Annotated in this window: 13 protein-coding genes and 1 pseudogene; 8 read left to right on the forward strand and 6 right to left on the reverse strand. The window is 24.4% G+C overall.

The window, feature by feature from the left end:
* Window positions 1-45: 45 nt before the first annotated feature.
* Entirely contained in the window at window positions 46-366 is a 321-nt protein-coding gene (gene grxD, locus U0T63_00875; protein XBC39394.1) for a Grx4 family monothiol glutaredoxin, read from the forward strand.
* A 101-nt stretch (window positions 367-467) separates the two neighbouring features.
* Here the strand turns inward: grxD and rnt are convergent, their stop codons facing one another.
* Window positions 468-1,103: a ribonuclease T gene (rnt, locus tag U0T63_00880; GenBank protein ID XBC39395.1), complete on the reverse strand. Its 636-nt coding sequence runs from the start codon at window positions 1,101-1,103 to the stop codon at window positions 468-470.
* A gap of 216 nt (window positions 1,104-1,319) precedes the next feature.
* Here rnt and U0T63_00885 point away from each other — a divergent pair, with 216 nt between their 5' ends.
* The 3 genes from U0T63_00885 to ychF all read left to right on the forward strand — a co-directional run bounded on the left by U0T63_00885 (window position 1,320) and on the right by ychF (window position 3,760).
* On the forward strand, window positions 1,320-1,940 hold the full coding sequence (locus U0T63_00885) for a Fe-Mn family superoxide dismutase (GenBank protein ID XBC39396.1): 621 nt from the start codon (window positions 1,320-1,322) through the stop codon (window positions 1,938-1,940).
* Window positions 1,941-2,030: 90 nt separating this feature from the next.
* On the forward strand, window positions 2,031-2,627 hold the full coding sequence (gene pth, locus U0T63_00890; GenBank protein ID XBC39397.1) for an aminoacyl-tRNA hydrolase: 597 nt from the start codon (window positions 2,031-2,033) through the stop codon (window positions 2,625-2,627).
* Between the two features lie 47 nt (window positions 2,628-2,674).
* On the forward strand, window positions 2,675-3,760 hold the full coding sequence (ychF, locus tag U0T63_00895; protein ID XBC39398.1) for a redox-regulated ATPase YchF: 1,086 nt from the start codon (window positions 2,675-2,677) through the stop codon (window positions 3,758-3,760).
* A 110-nt stretch (window positions 3,761-3,870) separates the two neighbouring features.
* Here ychF and thrC read toward each other — a convergent pair whose 3' ends face one another.
* The 4 genes from thrC to dksA form a co-directional block, all read right to left on the reverse strand.
* A complete protein-coding gene (thrC, locus tag U0T63_00900; GenBank protein ID XBC39399.1) occupies window positions 3,871-5,160 on the reverse strand; it encodes a threonine synthase in 1,290 nt (429 codons plus the stop codon).
* 3 nt (window positions 5,161-5,163) lie between these two features.
* Window positions 5,164-6,093: a homoserine kinase gene (gene thrB / locus U0T63_00905; protein XBC39400.1), complete on the reverse strand. Its 930-nt coding sequence runs from the start codon at window positions 6,091-6,093 to the stop codon at window positions 5,164-5,166.
* 17 nt (window positions 6,094-6,110) lie between these two features.
* Window positions 6,111-8,567 (reverse strand): bifunctional aspartate kinase/homoserine dehydrogenase I, encoded by a 2,457-nt coding sequence (gene thrA / locus U0T63_00910; protein ID XBC39401.1) that lies wholly within the window; start codon window positions 8,565-8,567, stop codon window positions 6,111-6,113.
* A gap of 842 nt (window positions 8,568-9,409) precedes the next feature.
* A complete protein-coding gene (gene dksA / locus U0T63_00915; protein ID XBC39402.1) occupies window positions 9,410-9,865 on the reverse strand; it encodes an RNA polymerase-binding protein DksA in 456 nt (151 codons plus the stop codon).
* A gap of 309 nt (window positions 9,866-10,174) precedes the next feature.
* On the opposite strand from dksA, the gene truA reads away from it, so the two are divergent.
* From truA to secA, 3 genes and pseudogenes are all read left to right on the forward strand, one after another.
* Window positions 10,175-10,987 (forward strand): tRNA pseudouridine(38-40) synthase TruA, encoded by an 813-nt coding sequence (gene truA, locus U0T63_00920; protein ID XBC39403.1) that lies wholly within the window; start codon window positions 10,175-10,177, stop codon window positions 10,985-10,987.
* A 251-nt stretch (window positions 10,988-11,238) separates the two neighbouring features.
* Window positions 11,239-12,438 carry a transglycosylase domain-containing protein gene (locus U0T63_00925; protein ID XBC39404.1) on the forward strand — a complete coding sequence of 400 codons (1,200 nt, stop codon included), beginning with the start codon at window positions 11,239-11,241 and terminating at the stop codon, window positions 12,436-12,438.
* Window positions 12,439-13,671: 1,233 nt separating this feature from the next.
* Window positions 13,672-16,182: pseudogene (gene secA / locus U0T63_00930) on the forward strand (preprotein translocase subunit SecA).
* A 105-nt stretch (window positions 16,183-16,287) separates the two neighbouring features.
* Here secA and coaE read toward each other — a convergent pair.
* Window positions 16,288-16,947, reverse strand: a complete 660-nt coding sequence (gene coaE / locus U0T63_00935) for a dephospho-CoA kinase (GenBank protein ID XBC39405.1) — start codon at window positions 16,945-16,947, stop codon at window positions 16,288-16,290.
* Between the two features lie 137 nt (window positions 16,948-17,084).
* On the opposite strand from coaE, the gene U0T63_00940 reads away from it, so the two are divergent.
* Window positions 17,085-18,134, forward strand: coding sequence for a GMP reductase (locus tag U0T63_00940; protein ID XBC39406.1), 1,050 nt, complete (start codon window positions 17,085-17,087; stop codon window positions 18,132-18,134).
* Window positions 18,135-18,407 lie beyond the last annotated feature (273 nt).

Consider the following 18,407-nt stretch of genomic DNA (forward strand, 5'->3'; position numbering starts at 1 on the left):
TAATTTTATATCTAAATCTAATTTAGAGGCGTATAGGAATAAAAAATGAATGTCATAAAAAAAATTCAATCTCAAATTAAAAATAATCCTATATTAATTTATATGAAAGGTACCCCGTCTTCTCCTAGTTGTGGCTTTTCTGCTCAAGCGGTTCAAGCGTTGTTGTCATGTGGCGAAAAGTTCGCATATATAGATATTCTTAAATATCCAGATATTCGAATGGAATTACCAAAATATGCTAATTGGCCGACTTTTCCGCAATTATGGATTAATGGAGAACTTATAGGAGGATGCAATATAATTTTAGAATTATTTGAAGGCGGAAAATTAAAAAATTTAGTTATGAAAGCTTTAAATAAAATTTAAAATAGTTTTAAAAAGTTATTCTTTTGTTATTTATAATTAAATTGGGTTATAAATTAGATATTTAAAAATTTTTACTATTTTAAATTTTTATCGATAGCATTTTAATTTTTGGGTGGCCATCCACCCAATTTTTTCCAACGATTCACTATTTTGCAAAATAAGTTAGCTGTTTTTTTTGCATCGTATAAAGCTGAATGTGCTTGGTTATTATCAAATTTTAATCCAATAGCTTTACATGCTTTCGCTAGTACGGTTTGTCCTAATGCTAATCCACTTAATGTAGCTGTATCAAAAATAACAAAAGAATGGAAGGGATGATTTTTGATTTTATTTCGTTTGATAGCAGCCATAATAAAATTATAATCAAATATTGCGTTATGAGCTACAATAATACCTTTACTACATCTTTGTTGTTTTATGTTTTTGTTAATAAGTGTAAAGATAGAGTTTAGCGCTTCATATTCATTTATAGCTCCTCGTAAAGGACTAAAAGGATCAATTTTATTAAAATTAATAGCATTAGGATCTATTATCGATCCTAAAAAAGGTTTTATATGATAGTGTAAAAGTGTTTCTTTTTTTAGTAATCCCAAGGAATTAATTTTTAGTGTAATTACAGCAATTTCTAAAAGTGCATTAGTTTTTGAATTTAATCCTGAAGTTTCGATATCTATTACTACAGGATAAAAGGTTCGAAAACGTTTTCTTAAGAAATAATTTGTTTTATCTTTATACATTAGACTCTCATTTTGTATTAAAATATATTTAATTTTTTATAATATTTTGTATAATATTAAATTAAATTTATTACGTTTTTAAAATTTTTTAAGATATAATGTATAATATTAAAATAAGAGATTATTATTATAGAATTATATTTTATTTTAGTAGTAAATATTATATATATTTTAAATATAATTTTAGTTAATACATTAGAACACTAGGACTATACAATGAGTTATATTTTACCAGCACTTTCTTATTCTTATGATAGTTTGGAACCTTACTTAGATCAACAAACAATGAAAATTCATCATTTAAAGCATCATCAAGCATACATTAATAATACTAATGAAATATTGAAAAATGAAGATAAAGCGTATATGAACATGCCTATTAATAGTTTAATTTCTCAATTAAGTATAATAGATGTGAAAAACAAGATAGGATTGCAAAATAACGCAGGTGGGCATGCTAATCATAAATTATTTTGGACTATTTTAAAACTTGGTACTACTTTATCAGGTAATTTAAAAATAGCCCTTGAAAATAATTTTGGGTCTATTGAAAACTTTAAAAGAGAATTTGAAAGAATTTCTGTAAATCACTTTGGTTCTGGTTGGATTTGGTTAGTTAAAAAAAATAAAAAATTAATAGTTGTTTCTACAAGCAATCAAAATAATCCATTAATGGGGGAAGAGATATCTGGAACATCGGGTTTTCCTATTTTTGGTTTAGATGTTTGGGAACATGCTTATTATTTAAAATATCAGAATAATCGTATTAATTACATAAAATCTTTTTGGAATGTAATTAATTGGGATAAAGCTAATGAAAGATTTGAAAAAAAATAAAATTTTAATTTTATGAATATATTAGTTGATTATAATTATTTTAATATTGATATATACATTTAGTTAGGAATATTTTAAAAGAGTAAAATTTTGAAAAATGTTAAATTGATAGTCGGATTGTCCAATCCAATTATTCAGTATAATCAAACTCGACATAACATGGGTGCTTGGTTTATTCAAAATTTAGCTAAATTTCACAATCAAATTTTAAAAAAACATGATAAGTTTTTAGGATATATAGGGAATTTTACTTATTATAATTCTAAAGTATATTTATTAATACCTAATATATTTATGAATTTAAATGCTCAATCTATTTTAATAGTTTCTAAATTTTATAAAATTATGTTAGATGAAATTTTAGTAGTTCATGACGAGTTAGATTTAAAACCGGGTTCAATGAGATTAAAATTAGGTTTTGGTCATAATGGTCATAATGGGATAAGAAATATTATTAATGTAATTTCAAAGAAGAATGGTTTTTTAAGAATTCAAATTGGAATTGGACGTCCTCATGGATCAAAAAAAATTTCTGATTTTGTTTTATCATCTCCTTTATTAGAGGAAAAACAATTAATTGAAAGATCCATTCTTGATGCTGTAAAAATAACTAACATGTTAATAAAAAAAAATTGTTTTTCAGTGCAACATCTTAAAAAGTTAAATCAAATGATTAATTTAAGATAATTATAAAATATAATTAAATTTAAAGTTTTTTATGAGGTTGGTATTTTATGGGGTTTAAGTGTGGTTTAGTAGGTTTACCTAATGTAGGTAAATCAACTATATTTAACGAATTAACAAGTTTAAATGTTCCAGCACATAATTTTCCATTTTGTACTATTAAACCTAATGTTGGAACGATGTTTATTCCTGATAGTCGTTTGAATAAAATTGCTAGTATAGTCAATTCTAATCGTGTTATTCCTACGTGTATAGAATTAGTTGATATAGCTGGTTTAGTAAAAGGAGCACATAAAGGAGAAGGATTAGGAAATAAATTTTTAAGTCATATCAAACAAACAGATTTAATTATCCATGTAGTGCGAGGTTTTAAAAACAATGCTATTACTCATGTTTACGGAAGAGTAAATCCTATAGACGACATTGAAATAGTTAACTTAGAATTAATATTTTCCGATTTAAATACTTGTATAAAAAGAATAGATAAAATTAAAAATAATAATATTTTTAACAAAAATAAAACACACCGAGAATTAGAAATATTGAATCGTTGTTTAATGTTTTTAAAAGAAAATAAATTTTTAAAATTTTTAAATTTAACTCCAGAAGAAATAAAAGTTCTTAATCATTTGCAATTAATTACATTGAAACCTATGATTTATGTCATTAATATGAATCATCATATTGATGATAATGATGTATTTTTTAAAAATATATCTAATATTTTTAAAAATAAACATTTTAAATTTTTATATATTCATATGAATTGTAAAAATAAAAATTCTTTACAAGAAAACAAGGTTGTTAAAAATTTAGAATTACCATTAGGAAAGTCTGGTTTAAGTAATATTGCTAAGTTAGGATATGAGATTTTAAAATTAAAAACATTTTTTACCGCTGGAGAGAAAGAAGTGCGTGCATGGACGACAAATAGTGGAATTAAAATTTTTGAATCAGTTAAGTGTATTCATACAGATTTTAGTAAAGGTTTTATTCGAGCTCAAGTAATTTCGTATCTTGATTTTATACAGTATAATGGTGTTAAAAACGTTAAAAAAGCTGGTAAAGTAAAATTAGAAGGAAAAGATTATTTTATTAATGATGGAGACATTATTAATGTTTTATATAAGATATAAAGATTTATTATTTTTAATATAAAAGTAAAATACTTTATAGAAGATTTTCATACAAAATACGCATTTTGTATACAGAGAAATATTTTTCTCTATATACAAGTACAATTTTGTTATTTTATTAAAAATTTTCTCAATTCATATAGATTTGGGGAAATATTATGCGAAAACATAGGTAATTTAATGCGGCTAGATAATTCAATAGGTAAAGTTAGAGTTATGTTTAAGATTTTTTCTACAGTATTTTTAAATTTTGATGGGTGTGCAGTTCCTAAAAATAGTCCAAATTCTTCATTTTTTATTTTCTTTTTTAACACATCATATGCTACTGCTGCATGAGGCTCTGAAATATATCCTTTTTGTTTTAAATCTATTAAACTTTCTTGTGTTGATATTTCAGATGTGCTTCCAAATCTTAATTTTTTTAGTGACCATGATTTTCTTTTGAATAGCTCTTCTATTCGTGGCCAATTGTTGGGTTGGCTTATATCCATAGCATTAGAAAGTGTTGATATAGTATTTTTTGGAATCCAAGCGCCTGTTTCAAGAAATCTTGGAACGGTATTGTTAGAATTAGTAGCTGCTATAAATGATTTTATAGGAAGACCCAAGGATTTTGCTAGTAAACCTGCAGTGATATTTCCAAAGTTTCCACAAGGTACAGATATGACTAGATTTTTTTTTTGTATAGGTGTGAGTAAAGAAAAGGCTTCAAAATAGTAACACATTTGTGCAAATAGTCTACTTACATTGATGGAATTGGCGGAATTTAATCCTATTGATTTTTTGAGATTTTCATCTTGAAAAGCTTGTTTCACAAGATTTTGACATTCATCAAAGCTACCATTTACTGAAATAGTAACTATATTTTTTCCTAATGTACAGAATAGTTGTTCTTGTAATTTGCTGATTCTTCCTTTAGGATAAAGAATAACAACTTTGACATTTTTCATTTCATAAAAAGCATGAGCAACAGCAGCTCCCGTATCTCCAGAAGTAGCTGTTAAAATTGTTATAGTCTCGTTTTTTTTGTAATTTAAAAAAGATATGACTTGAGCCATAAATCTTGCTCCAAAGTCTTTAAAGGCTAATGTAGGACCATGAAAAAGTTCGAGGCAAGCTATATTTTTTGTAATTGGAGTTATTTTTGGAGTAGTACGAGAGAATGCTGCATCGATTTGTTTTTTTATATCAGAAGAACAAATTTCGTCTCCTATTATAATAGATAATAGTTTTTCACTGCGTTCTAAGAAATCCATTTCTAATAATTTTGAGAGTTCTTTATGTGAAATAGTAGGTAACTTTTTTGGAAAGAATAATCCTTGTTGATTTCCAAGTCCTAATTTTACAGCTTCAGAAAAATTTTTTTCTTCTTTTTTATCTTTGAGATTATATAGTTTCATATATTATCCTATTTGACGTGTTCCTATAGTGTCTAATTTACATATGTGAACAAATCCCTTTTTTGTTTGAAGGTAATTCTTGTTTAGCCATGTTTTTATTTTTTGAGCTTTTTGTAAATTGTCAGATATAACGAAAATAGTTGGCCCTGATCCTGATATTCCACATCCTATAGCTCCTATTTTTTTAATTTCTTTTTTTGTTTTTAAGAAATTAGGTATTAATTTAATTCGATATGGTTCAGCTATGATGTCTTTCATAAGTTTTGAAGTTAATTGTGGTTGTTTGGTATGCAAAGAATGAATAAATCCAGCTAAGTAACGACTATGTTTTATACACACATCCTTACTGTATTTTAGGGGTAATATCGTTCTTGCATCTTCTGTTTTTATTTTAATTCCAGGCCAAGCAATTATCCAAAACCAATTTTTAAACATTGGTAATTTTTGACAGATAATATTATTGGTGTTAATTATTAATTGTAATCCACCTAAAAAGCATGGTGCAACATTGTCGTAATGTATGCTTCCAGATATCTGACCTTCTAATTTTCCCATAAGCAATAGTAATTCAGAGTTTTTTATTGGATTATTAAAATATGTATTCATAGCTGTAATAGAGGCTACTACAGAACAAGCACTTGATCCTAATCCAGATCCGATGGGCATGTTTTTTTCAAGAATTATAGTAATAGGAAGATTTTTTTTTAAAAAAGAGCAAAAATAATTCCAACATTTCCAAACTATATTACTGTTAATATCAATAGGTAATTGATTTGAAAATGCTCCTTTATTTATTAAATTAAAAGTTTTAGAAGGAACAATAGTTACAGTATCTCCTAAACATGATCCATCTATTGGTGTAATAGCAGCGCCTAATACGTCAAATCCAACTCCTACATTTCCAATGGACGCAGGAGAATAAATTTTTACCATTATTCAAATTCCTTATTTTATAATAATATACGTAATATATCAGAAAACACTCCTGCTGCAGTGACGACTTTGCCTGCTCCGTATCCCCTTAATACTAGTGGAATGGGATTATAATATTTGCTATAAAAAGCTAATGCGTTTTCTCCATTTTTAATTTCATATAATGGGTCTTGTTTGTTTACTTCATCTATTTTAACTTCACATGATCCTTGTTTATTGATTATTCCAACAAACCTAAGAGTTTTTCCATTTTTCGCAATTTTTTTAATACGATCGTAGAAAACTTGATCTAGGTCTTGTAATTGAGTAATAAAATCGTTGGAATTAGAAATATGATTAAATTTTTCAGGTAATATAGGATTAATTTTAATATCTTTTAGTTCTAAATTTAGTCCAATTTCTCGAGCTAGTACTAATAACTTTCGAGCTACATCTATTCCAGATAAATCATCTTTTGGATTAGGTTCAGTAAATCCTAGTTCACGTGCTTGTTTCGTTGCTTCAGATAATAATATATTTTCTTCTAATTTTCCAAATATAAATGATAGTGATCCTGATAAAATTCCTCTAAAATGTATTAGTTTGTCTCCTGCATAAAACAAATGTTTTAAATTTTCTATTATTGGCAATCCAGCTCCTACATTAGTTTCATATAGAAATTTTTTATTAGAATGTAAAGCAGAAGATCTAATATTTTTATAATATTGCATGTTAGATGTATTGGCTTTTTTATTAGATGCTACAATATTAAATCCGCTTGTGAGTAGTTTAGCATATTGGTCTGCTATTTTTTGATCAGAAGTACAATCTACAATAATAGGATTTATTAAATTATTATGTTTAGATAAAGAAATTAAGTCGTTAATTTTAAATGGCTCTTCAGTGATAGAAAAGCTTTCTTTCCAATTATTTAAGTTAATTCCATTTTCTACATTTTTAAGTATTTTTTTTGAGTTTGCTATTCCGCATATTTTTAAATTTATGTTTTTTGACTTTAACTGATATTGTTGTTTTTGTAATTGATTTAATAAAGTATTTCCTACACCACCAATGCCTATAAGGAACAATTCAGCGGAATAAAAGTTGCGATTTTTAAATAAAATATCATGTATTGCTTTAGTTCCGGATAATATATGATTATTGTGTATTACTATTGAAATAGAATTTTTCGATAATTCTTGCGAAATAGAAAATATTTTTATGTAAATTTTAGATAACTTTAAAAATATTTTATGGAAAGAATTTTTTTGCGTTGTTATCCCTGATCCTATGATAGATAAAATAGCTAAATTTTTTATTATTTTTATAGGACGGAGAAGTTTATTTTTTAGTTCTAGATGAAATTCATTTTTTAATACATTAAAGGTTTTTTCCATGTAATTTTTAGATATGCAAAAATTAATGCTAAATTCTGGAGAGCATTGTGTTACTAGTATAATTTCAATTTTATTTAGGGACATAATAGAGAAAATTCTTGATGTTATTGAAATCATATTGTTTTCTTTATATTTTTCAATGCAAAACATGATTATATTATTAAGATGAGTAATTCCTTTTATTGAAGTTACAGTATCGTTAGAATTTTTATGTATTATTGTTCCATGAGAACTTGGATTTTTAGTGTTTTTAATTAGGCAAGGTATCTTAAATTCTGAAAGTGGAGCTATAGTTTTCGGATGTAAAACGTTTGCTCCAAAATAAGACAATTCTATAGCTTCTTGATATGAAAGTGCTTTAAGTAATTTTGCATCTTTTATATATTTAGGGTCACATGTATATATTCCATCAACGTCTGTCCAAATTTCACATATTTTTCCTTTTAAACATACAGATAAAATAGCTGCAGAGTAATCGGATCCATTTCTTCCTAAAACTACCAATTCATTTTTTTTATTTCCTGCTATAAATCCAGCCATTAATATAATATGATTTTTAGGTATATTTATAGAATGAATTCTTGAAGTTGAAATATAGATGTCAATAGTAGAATCTAAATAACCTCCTGTAGCTAGAAGATTTTTTTTTGGGTTAATAATTGTAACTTCATGAGAATTAGATTTAAGAATATTTTCCATAATAATGACAGATAATAATTCTCCATAACAAATTATTTTAGCACGAATGTTATCAGGACATTGTTCTAATAAGTTTATTCCATTAAAAATGCGTTTTAATTTTAAAAATTTATTTTCGATAATCTCTGTTACTAATTTGTGTGGAAAATTGTTATTTTTTTGATGTATGTTAGAAATTAATTCAGAAAAAATTTTTTTTATTTCATAAATTTCACATGATATAGATTTTTTTTTAATTGAGTTTTCAATTATATTAATTAAAAAATTAGTAATTTTTTCTGGTGCAGATAGTACAACAGCCACTTGTTCGTTTTCAAAACTTTTTTGAATAATTTGTGAAGAACGTAAAAACATTGTTGCATTTGCTAATGAAGTTCCACCAAATTTAAGTATTTTCATATTTTAAGTTGTTCCTGGAATAATATATAATAAAAGCCCACACTTCGTAAAAGGGTAAGCTTTTATATGCATATAGCTTAAGTTGATTTTCAATACGTTTTCAAATATAAATATATTTTTACATAGTCATGAATATCGAATTTTTAAATATATGAGTTATGTTAAATAGTAATCTTGGTATAAAATATATTGAATAGGTATTTTATGTGATAAATTTAATATTTAATATATTATCATATCTATAATAAAAATATTTTATATATTTTCTATTATAAAATTATAATTTTAATTTTTGTTTTATAAGAAACATTATTGTAGCTTAGGAATGATATAATGAAAGAATAATGTAAGATTATAATATTTTTATAAAATTTGTATGTGTAATTAAATAAATTGTATTGAAAAGTTAATTAATATTATTGAATTCTATAGATTTCTTATATAATCATGTTTTTGATAGTAGTTAATTTGTATTTTATGATCAAAATTAATTAGAAAATTGATTGCTTTCATGGTTAATTATAGATATAGCTAATTTTAGGTATAATAATAAAATTTTTAAAATATTAAGTGTGGAACATCTATCCAGGCATGTTACGATAATTAAAATAGTGTCGTTTTATGTATTTATCTAAATATTAATAATATAAACGTTATAATTATTTTTAATTGTATTTTATTTGATTTTAAGTTTTAAAGATTTTTAAAATATAAGTTATATTGAACTATATTATTAAACTTTACAATATTTTTGATTTTAATATTAAAGAGTTTTTTTAAACAAATATATTTTAAGTGAAACGGGAAGAGTCCCGTTCACTGAGATATTACATAACATATTTTCATCCTAACATTTGTTTCTTTCTAATTTCTGATAATGTTTTGCAATCTATGCATAAATTGGCTGTAGGTCGTGCTTCTAATCTTTTTATCCCAATTTCTACTCCGCATGAATCACAATATCCAAAATCGTTTTCTTCGACTTTTTTTAAAGTTTTTTCAATTTTTTCTATTAATTTTCTTTCTCTATCTCTATGTCTTAATTCAAAATTAAATTCTTCTTCTTGTACAGCTCTATCAATTGGATCTGGAAAATTGGTAGTTTTTTCTTGTGTGTATAGTTTTTGTTTAGGAACGTCGCGTTTTAATTGAGCAGCCCAAGCAAGAAGAATTTTTTTAAAATGACTTATTTGTTTTTCGTTCATATATTTTTCATTTTTTGTGTTTTCATAAGGTTGCACTCCTGCCATGAACAAGATACTTAAAGAAGATCTTTTTTTATTTTTTTCTTTGTGCATGATATATATCCTTTAAATACACTTTATTTTAGATAAAAAGTATTACAAGTGAAAAATTTTTAGCTGTATTTATATTGTTTGGTGTACACATGAGGTATTACATGTTTATTTGTTGGAGATTATGTATATTTATTTTATATTTTTGATAAATCAATATTATCAAAATATAAATTTATTGCAAATTTTATACTTTTTAAAATTATTTGTTAAAATTATTTTAAATATTTTAATTAAAATAGATTTAATAATGATTTTTAATAGTTAGAAACGTAATAAGAAATTTAGTACTGCAGTTTGGAGAAATTTAACATGAATACAACAATTAAACAAAAAAAAATCGCATTGGGAATTGAATATCAAGGAAGTAATTATCATGGTTGGCAATATCAAAGATTAGTTCCAAGTATTCAAGAAAAAGTTGAATTAGCACTATCGGTGATAGCTAATCATGCAGTTAAAGTTTATTGTGCAGGGAGAACAGATGCAGGTGTGCATAGTACTGGTCAAGTAATACATTTTTATACTTCTTCAGAGAGAGATTATAAAGCATGGACTATTGGAGTAAATTGCTATTTACCTCAAGATATCTCTATATTATGGAAAAAAGAAGTATTAGAGTCTTTTCATGCGCGTTACAGTGCTTTATCACGTAGATATCGTTATATAATTTATAATTATAAATGTCGTTCGTCTATTTTTTTAAAGAGATTTTATAATTTTTATAAAAAATTAGATGTGTTTAAAATGAATCGTGCTGCTCAATATTTGGTTGGAGAACATGATTTTACATCATTTCGATCTATTAATTGTCAATCTAGTACTCCTGTTAGAAATATTATGTTTATAAAAGTTTTTAGTTTAAATAGATTAGTTATAATAGATATCATAGCAAATTCTTTTTTATATCGTATGGTACGTAATATTGTTGGATGTTTAATTGAAGTAGGAATATCTAAATATAGAGAACATTGGATAAAAGAATTATTATTATCTAAAGATAGAAAGCTAGCGTCTTCAACAGTAAAGTCTGAAGGATTGTATTTAGTAGAAGTAATTTATCCGAATATTTTTAGGATTCCGAAATTACAAGTAGGTCCTTGTTTTATAGATCGAGTAATTTAGAAATTAGAATTAAAATATACAATTAATATTTTATTTTAAATTGTAAGTAATATATTTAATATTAACATTTTAGTCTGTTTATTCTATAAATTTGTATATGTAAAAAATTTTGATTTTGCTTTTTTTATTTTATTTATTTTAGGTGGACATATAAAGTTATATTTTATTGTAATAATTTTTTTTTTGAAAGATTTAGTAATAATTTATTATAAAAGATTTTTTAAAGGTTTTTTAGAATGTATAAAATGAATATGAAATATAATATTACTTTGTTAGCAAAAATATTTTTTTTTGTGATGATATCGTATGGATTTTTTTTATATTTTAAGATTAATTTTCTTATCAATAAAAAAATGCGTCTTTTTCCTGTTTTTATATATAGCAAGGTGATTACTTTACAACCTGGAAATAGTTATTCTCAGAAAGAAATAATATCTATGTTAAGAAATATTCAATATAAATATGTTTCTGTTTTGAGAAGTTCTGGAGAATTTATTACTGAAGGAAAAAATGTAATATTGATAAGACGATCTTTTGATTTTCCAGATGGAAGAGAAGAAAAAATTTGTGTAAAGTTATTTTTTAATGGAAATAAATTAATAAAAATAAAAAACTTATATAACAACCGAAATTTTAGTTTTTTGAGATTAGATCCTAAATTAATTATGATATTACGATCTTTAAATGGAGAACAAATGTTGGTTTTACCTAAAAAATGTTATCCTTCTGAATTAATAAATATGTTATTAACTGTAGAAGATCGATATTTTTACATTCATCATGGCATTAATGTTTATTCTATTATACGTGCTTTTTTGATTAATATTCGTTCAGGTTATATTGTTCAAGGTGGTAGTACTCTTACTCAGCAATTAGTAAAAAATTTGTTTTTAACTAATACTAAAACGTTGTGGAGAAAAATAAAAGAAATATATATGGCACTAGTAGTAGATTGGAAATTTAGTAAAGATAAAATTTTAGAAGTGTATTTAAATGAAGTATATTTTGGACAAGATAGGAACAAGCAAATAAGAGGGTTTCCATTAGCTAGTTTATATTATTTTGGTCGATCTATAAATGAGTTAAGTCTTGACCAATGTGCATTGTTAGTAGGGATGATAAAAGGAGCTTCATTATATAATCCTTGGAAAAATCCTATGATAGCATTAAATCGTCGTAACGAAGTATTATATATATTGTTTAAACAATGTATTATTAATAATAAATTATATCGTTCTCTTATATCTAAACCATTAATTGTAAAATCTAGAAAAAATATTGTTTCAGATGAAAATTCTTTGGTACAAATTATTCAAAAAGAATTAAAAAGAAAATTAGAAAACAAAACAGAAAATTTATTAGGTATAAAAGTTTTTACTACATTAAATCTCGTTTCTCAGGCTTATTTGAATCATCCTATAAAAATTATTATAAATTTTTTAAAAAAGTAATATTTTAAAATTTATATATAACAAGTTTCAATGTGTATGAAAATAACATTGATGAATATATTAGTTTATTTTATTAATAATATTCTATAATTAATTTAAATATATAATTAGGATTGAAATTATTATAAGCATCAATGTAATTAGATTGTATTAGTACTAAACGTTTTTAATTTTTTGGATTTTTCGAATTAAATTCGATAGAAATTTTTAGATGTTTTGATTTAAAAGTAATAGAAGATGTAAATAAAATATATTTTTTAAAAAATAGTTTTAAAAAAATAAGTATAAAACGTATACATTAATATATTTCATTTTAACAAATAGTACTATAATAATTTATATATTTGAAATAAAATATTGTTTTATTAAAAACAAAACGTCATATGTTTAGGAAATTAAAAAATTGATTCAAAAGTGTTATTAAATAAAATAGAGGTAAAAAATGATTTAATTAATATTCGGATTTTAGAATTGATGATATATTGATTAAGAACTATGGATTTAAAAAAATAGCAATAAATTTACGGAATTTTATAGATTGTGAAAATTACATAAGTTTATTATCGTGATTTGAATTTTATAAAATCTAAGTTGTAATTTTTATATTTCTTATTAATGCGAGTGTATTAAATTTTGATTTAAAAAATATAATATAATTTAAATATTAGTGATATATTATCATTTTATCATGAAGTAGAAGTAAAATAAGTTTTATTTTTGAACTTTAAGATTTTATTCAATATAATAATGATTCAAGTTTTTCAAATAATCTTTAAAATATAAAGGTATTAATTTTATAAGTTTTTAAAATTTTATATATTTGTATTTCTTATTATTTCATAATAAAAATTAATTTTTTAAAAAGTTGATTAGTGTTTAACATATAAAACTAATGAATAGAATCTTTATTTTGATTTTATAATTTACGAAGATTATAGTTATGAGTAACATGTTTTATTAAAATGTATTTTATATTATTTTAGATGAATGAACCGTTGTACTAAATATGTTATATGTAAATGTATAATATTGTTTAAGAGCTATTAACATAGTTTTGTATATTTTGGTGTCATTTATTTTGGATAGTTAATAAGTTGATATATAAAATATTTTAGTAGTATCATAATAAAAATAATAAATTTATGTCTATTTTAGATTGCTTGAAATTTTAATTTAATTTTTTTGATACATAGTATTTTAATTTTTTGTTTTTAGATATGAGACTAGATGAATATAATAATCAAGTTTTTGAATAAATTATTTAGTAATCACAATGATCGAATAATAACTAAAATTCAGAAAAAAATAGATTACATTAATGATTTAGAATATAAATTTTCAAAGTTATCTGATACGCAATTACGAAAAAAAACTGTTTTATTTCGAGAACGTTTAAAAAAAGGTTGTGAGTTAAATAGTTTATTATCTGAAGCTTTTGCTTTAGTAAGAGAAGCAAGTAAAAGAGTTTTTGGAATGCGTCATTTTGATGTGCAATTATTAGGTGGAATTGTATTACATTATGGATGTATCGCGGAGATGAGAACAGGTGAAGGAAAAACGTTAGCTGCAACATTACCTGCATATTTAAATGCTCTTGAAGGTAAAGGTGTTCATATTGTTACTATGAATGATTATTTAGCTAAGAGAGATGCTGAGAATAATGCAATATTATTTAATTTTCTTGGTTTGACTGTTGGACTGAATATTTCAGGAATGTCTTCTGAATTAAAAAGACAAGCTTACTGGTCTGATATAACATATGGTACTAATAATGAATATGGATTTGACTACTTAAAAGATAATATGGTTTATTGCAAAAGAGATAAAGTTCAGAGAAGTTTAGAGTTTGCATTAATCGATGAAGTGGATTCTATTTTAATAGATGAAGCTCGTACACCACTAATAATTTCTCGAGATTCAAATAACAGCTCAAAACTATATTCTAGAATTAATAATATTATTCCAAAATTAATATTTCAGAAGAAAGAGGATTCGGATACGTATTCTGGAACAGGAGATTTTTTTGTTGATGAAAAACAACGTCAGGTAAACTTAACTGATAGAGGTTTAGAAAAAATTGAGAATTTTTTAGTTAAAGAAAATTTAATCAAAGATAAGAAATCTTTATACTCGTCTAAAAATATAGTTTTGATGCATTATGTTATAGAAGCTTTAAGAGCACATAACTTGTTTTTTAAAAATGTAGATTATATTGTAAAAAATAAAAATGTAGTGATTGTTGATGAACATACTGGTCGTATCATGGAAGGAAAAAGATGGTCTGATGGTTTGCATCAAGCAATAGAAGCTAAAGAAAAATTAAACATTAAAAGTGACAGTCATACATTAGCATCCATTACATTTCAAAATTATTTTAGATTATATCAAAAGTTATCAGGAATGACTGGTACTGCTATCACAGAAGCATCTGAATTTAAATTAATTTACAATTTAGATACAATAGTTATACCAACAAATCGTCCTATGATACGTAATGACATGCCTGATGTTATATATATGACAGAATCAGAAAAAATTGATGCTATTATAAAAGATATTCAAGCATGTATTAAACGTAATCAGCCTGTTTTAGTAGGAACAATATCTATTGAAAAATCAGAGTTAATTTCTAATCGTTTGATAAAGTTAGGTATTAAGCACAATGTTTTAAATGCTAATTTTCATTCTAGAGAAGCTAAAATTATTGCTCAGGCTGGGAAATTAAAGGCAGTAACTATTGCTACTAATATGGCTGGTAGAGGGACTGATATAGTATTAGGAGGAAGTTTAGATTTTAATCTAATTAAAAAGAAAAAACTAAATAAAGAACAAGTGCAAAACTTAAAACATCAATGGAAAATTCATCATGATCTTGTATTAAAATCGGGGGGGTTACATATTATTGGAACAGAAAGGCATGAATCAAGAAGAATTGATAATCAATTGAGAGGAAGATCAGGTAGACAGGGTGATGTTGGATCTTCTCGATTCTATTTATCTATGGAAGACTCGCTTATGCGTATTTTTTCTTCTGATCGTATTATCAAAATTATGAAAGCATTAGGAATAAAACATGGAGAAGCTATTACTCATTCTCTTATTACTAAAGCCGTTTTTAATGCTCAAAAAAAAGTAGAAAATCGTAATTTTAATATTCGAAGACAATTGTTGGAATATGATGATATTGCGAATGAACAACGTCATATTATTTACTATCATAGAAACTATGTACTGAATTCCGAGAATATTAGTAATGTTATAGAAACAATTACTCGTGATGTATTTACTGAAATTTTTAATAAATATATTAAAAAAGATTCATTAAAAGAAACTTGGAAAATTTCTAAATTAGAATCGTGTTTATATAACGATTTTAATTTGTTTTGTCCTATCTCGACATGGTTGCATGACGATGAAACATTGTATGAAGAAGAATTAACTCAGAAAATTTTAAAACATGCCAGTATAAGTTATGAAGAAAAAAGACGGGTTATTGGATTGGATAACATACAAGAGTATGAAAAGTCAGTTATGATTGAAATATTGGATATGCTTTGGAAAGAACATTTATCAGATATGGAATATATTCGTCAAGGTATTCATTTAAGAGGTTATGCACAAAAAGATCCAAAACAAGAATATAAAAAAGAATCATTTTTTATGTTTTCTAAAATGTTAAAAATATTAAAATATGAGGTAATTTCTGCGTTGTTTAAAATTGACATAACGAATCGAGATAAGATAAGTTTTTAAAAATATTTTCTAAAACGTTATGAAGAATAAAAAAATAAACATTTAGAAGAATAATACAACTATAACATTTTTATAAAATTTCTAAAATGTATTGTTTTATCTATTTAAAAAAATTCCTTTATGTTGTGTAGTAACTATTTTATGTTTTGATATGTTTTTAGTTGACATTTCAGAGTAATAATTATTTAGTTTTTCAACGCAGAATTTTAAAGAATTAATAGTACTATCATTATTTATTATGTCATTTGCTATTGATAATCTTTTTAATCTAGTGGTTTGGGAAGTAATAATTAATTTAGCTTGTATTTTACTGATTTTATCTCTTTTTATAGTTCTAAGGAATTGTTGTTGTATAGGTGTATCAACTAATAATATTCTATTAGAATATTGGTAGAGTTGCATTTCTATTAGTAAGGGAATGACTAAAAGGATCCATAAACATTTTTTTGGTTCTTTAATTTTTTTTTCCATGTTTTTTATGATTTCTGGATGTAATAGTTGTTCTAACCATAATTTTTCCTTTTTATAAAGGAACATATAGTTTCTTAAGTATTTTCTATTTATCGATTTATCTATATTTAAGCATTGAGATCCATATCTTTTTACGATATTACTGACTATAGTTTGATTATGAGTTAAAATTTCTTTTGCAATTACATCAGTATCAATAATTTTAACGCCAATCTTTTTAAATAGATTAGAAACAGTGGTTTTTCCGCTACCAATTCCTCCAATGAGAGCGACAGTATAGGTCATAGAGTTTAAATTTTAAGTTATAGTTAATTTATAAAAATTTTTAAATATTTTAATTATGAATTAATATAATTAATTGTAAACTATTTCTATAGTAATAGTAAATATAATTTAATTATATATATAGAGATTATTAATTTATGCGTATTGAAGAAGATATAAAATTAGGGTTTAAAGACGTTCTTATCCGACCGAAGCGTTCTATATTGAAAAGTCGATTACAAGTAGATCTCAATCGAAGTTTTGATTTTAAGAATTCCAATCAAAATTGGATTGGTATTCCTTTAATTGCTTCTAATATGGATACAATAGGAACTTTTTGTATGGTTAAGACTTTATCATCTTTTCATATATTAACAGCAGTCCACAAGTATTATTCATATAAATGTTGGAAAGATTTTATTTACAGTGTTTCTGACACTGTATTAAAATACGTTATTGTGTCTACTGGAACTTCAAAAGAAGATTTTATAAAGTTGAAAACTATTTGTTCTTTATCTTCTAAATTAAAATTTATTTGTATTGACGTAGCTAATGGTTACACAGAACAATTTGTTTCTTTTTTGAGAAAAGTCCGAGATCATTTCCCGGAAAAGATTATTTGTGCAGGTAATGTAGTAACTGGAGAAATGGTTGAAGAATTAATTCTGTCTGGAGCTGACATAGTAAAAGTAGGTATTGGTCCTGGATCTGTATGTACGACACGTATTAAAACTGCTATAGGATATCCACAATTGTCTGCTGTCATTGAATGTTCGGATGCTGCTCATGGATTAGGTGGAAAAATTATAAGTGATGGAGGTTGTGTTGTTTCAGGAGACATAGCAAAAGCGTTTGGAGCTGGATCTGATTTTGTCATGTTAGGTGGTATGTTAGCTGGACATAGTGAATGCGAAGGGTCGATTTTTGAAGAAAATAAAAAAAAATATATGATTTTTTATGGAATGAGTTCTAAATCTGCAATGGATCGTTATACTGGTGGTGTAGCTGAATATAAAGCTTTAGAGGGGAAAGTAATAAAATTACTATTTCGAGGATCAGTTAATACCACTATATGTGATATTTTAGGAGGGTTACGTTCTACATGTACTTACGTAGGAGCATCAACGTTAAAAGAATTAACTAAGCGCACAACATTTATAAAAGTTTCTGAGCAAGAAAATAAAATATTTAATGGACAAGAAATATAGGATTAAATATTACAAGTGGTATGTTAATTAAAATAAAATAGTTAAAATTTAAACATTTAAAATTATATTTCATATATTTAATTTTTAACATTAGCATATTAAACTTGTAATGTTTTGTTTTAAAATATTATAAATTAATATTTTGCTTAATTAAATAGTTAAGTTTTATTAAAATAAATAATTTAAATTCAAATTAGTACAAAGTTATCTTCGTGTATGGTTTTGTATTTTATAATTTAACAATTAGACTTAAATCATTAAAATTATATGTTT

The sequence above is a fragment of the Buchnera aphidicola (Nurudea shiraii) genome (assembly GCA_039829955.1).
GTDB lineage: Bacteria > Pseudomonadota > Gammaproteobacteria > Enterobacterales > Enterobacteriaceae > Buchnera_B > Buchnera_B aphidicola_AY.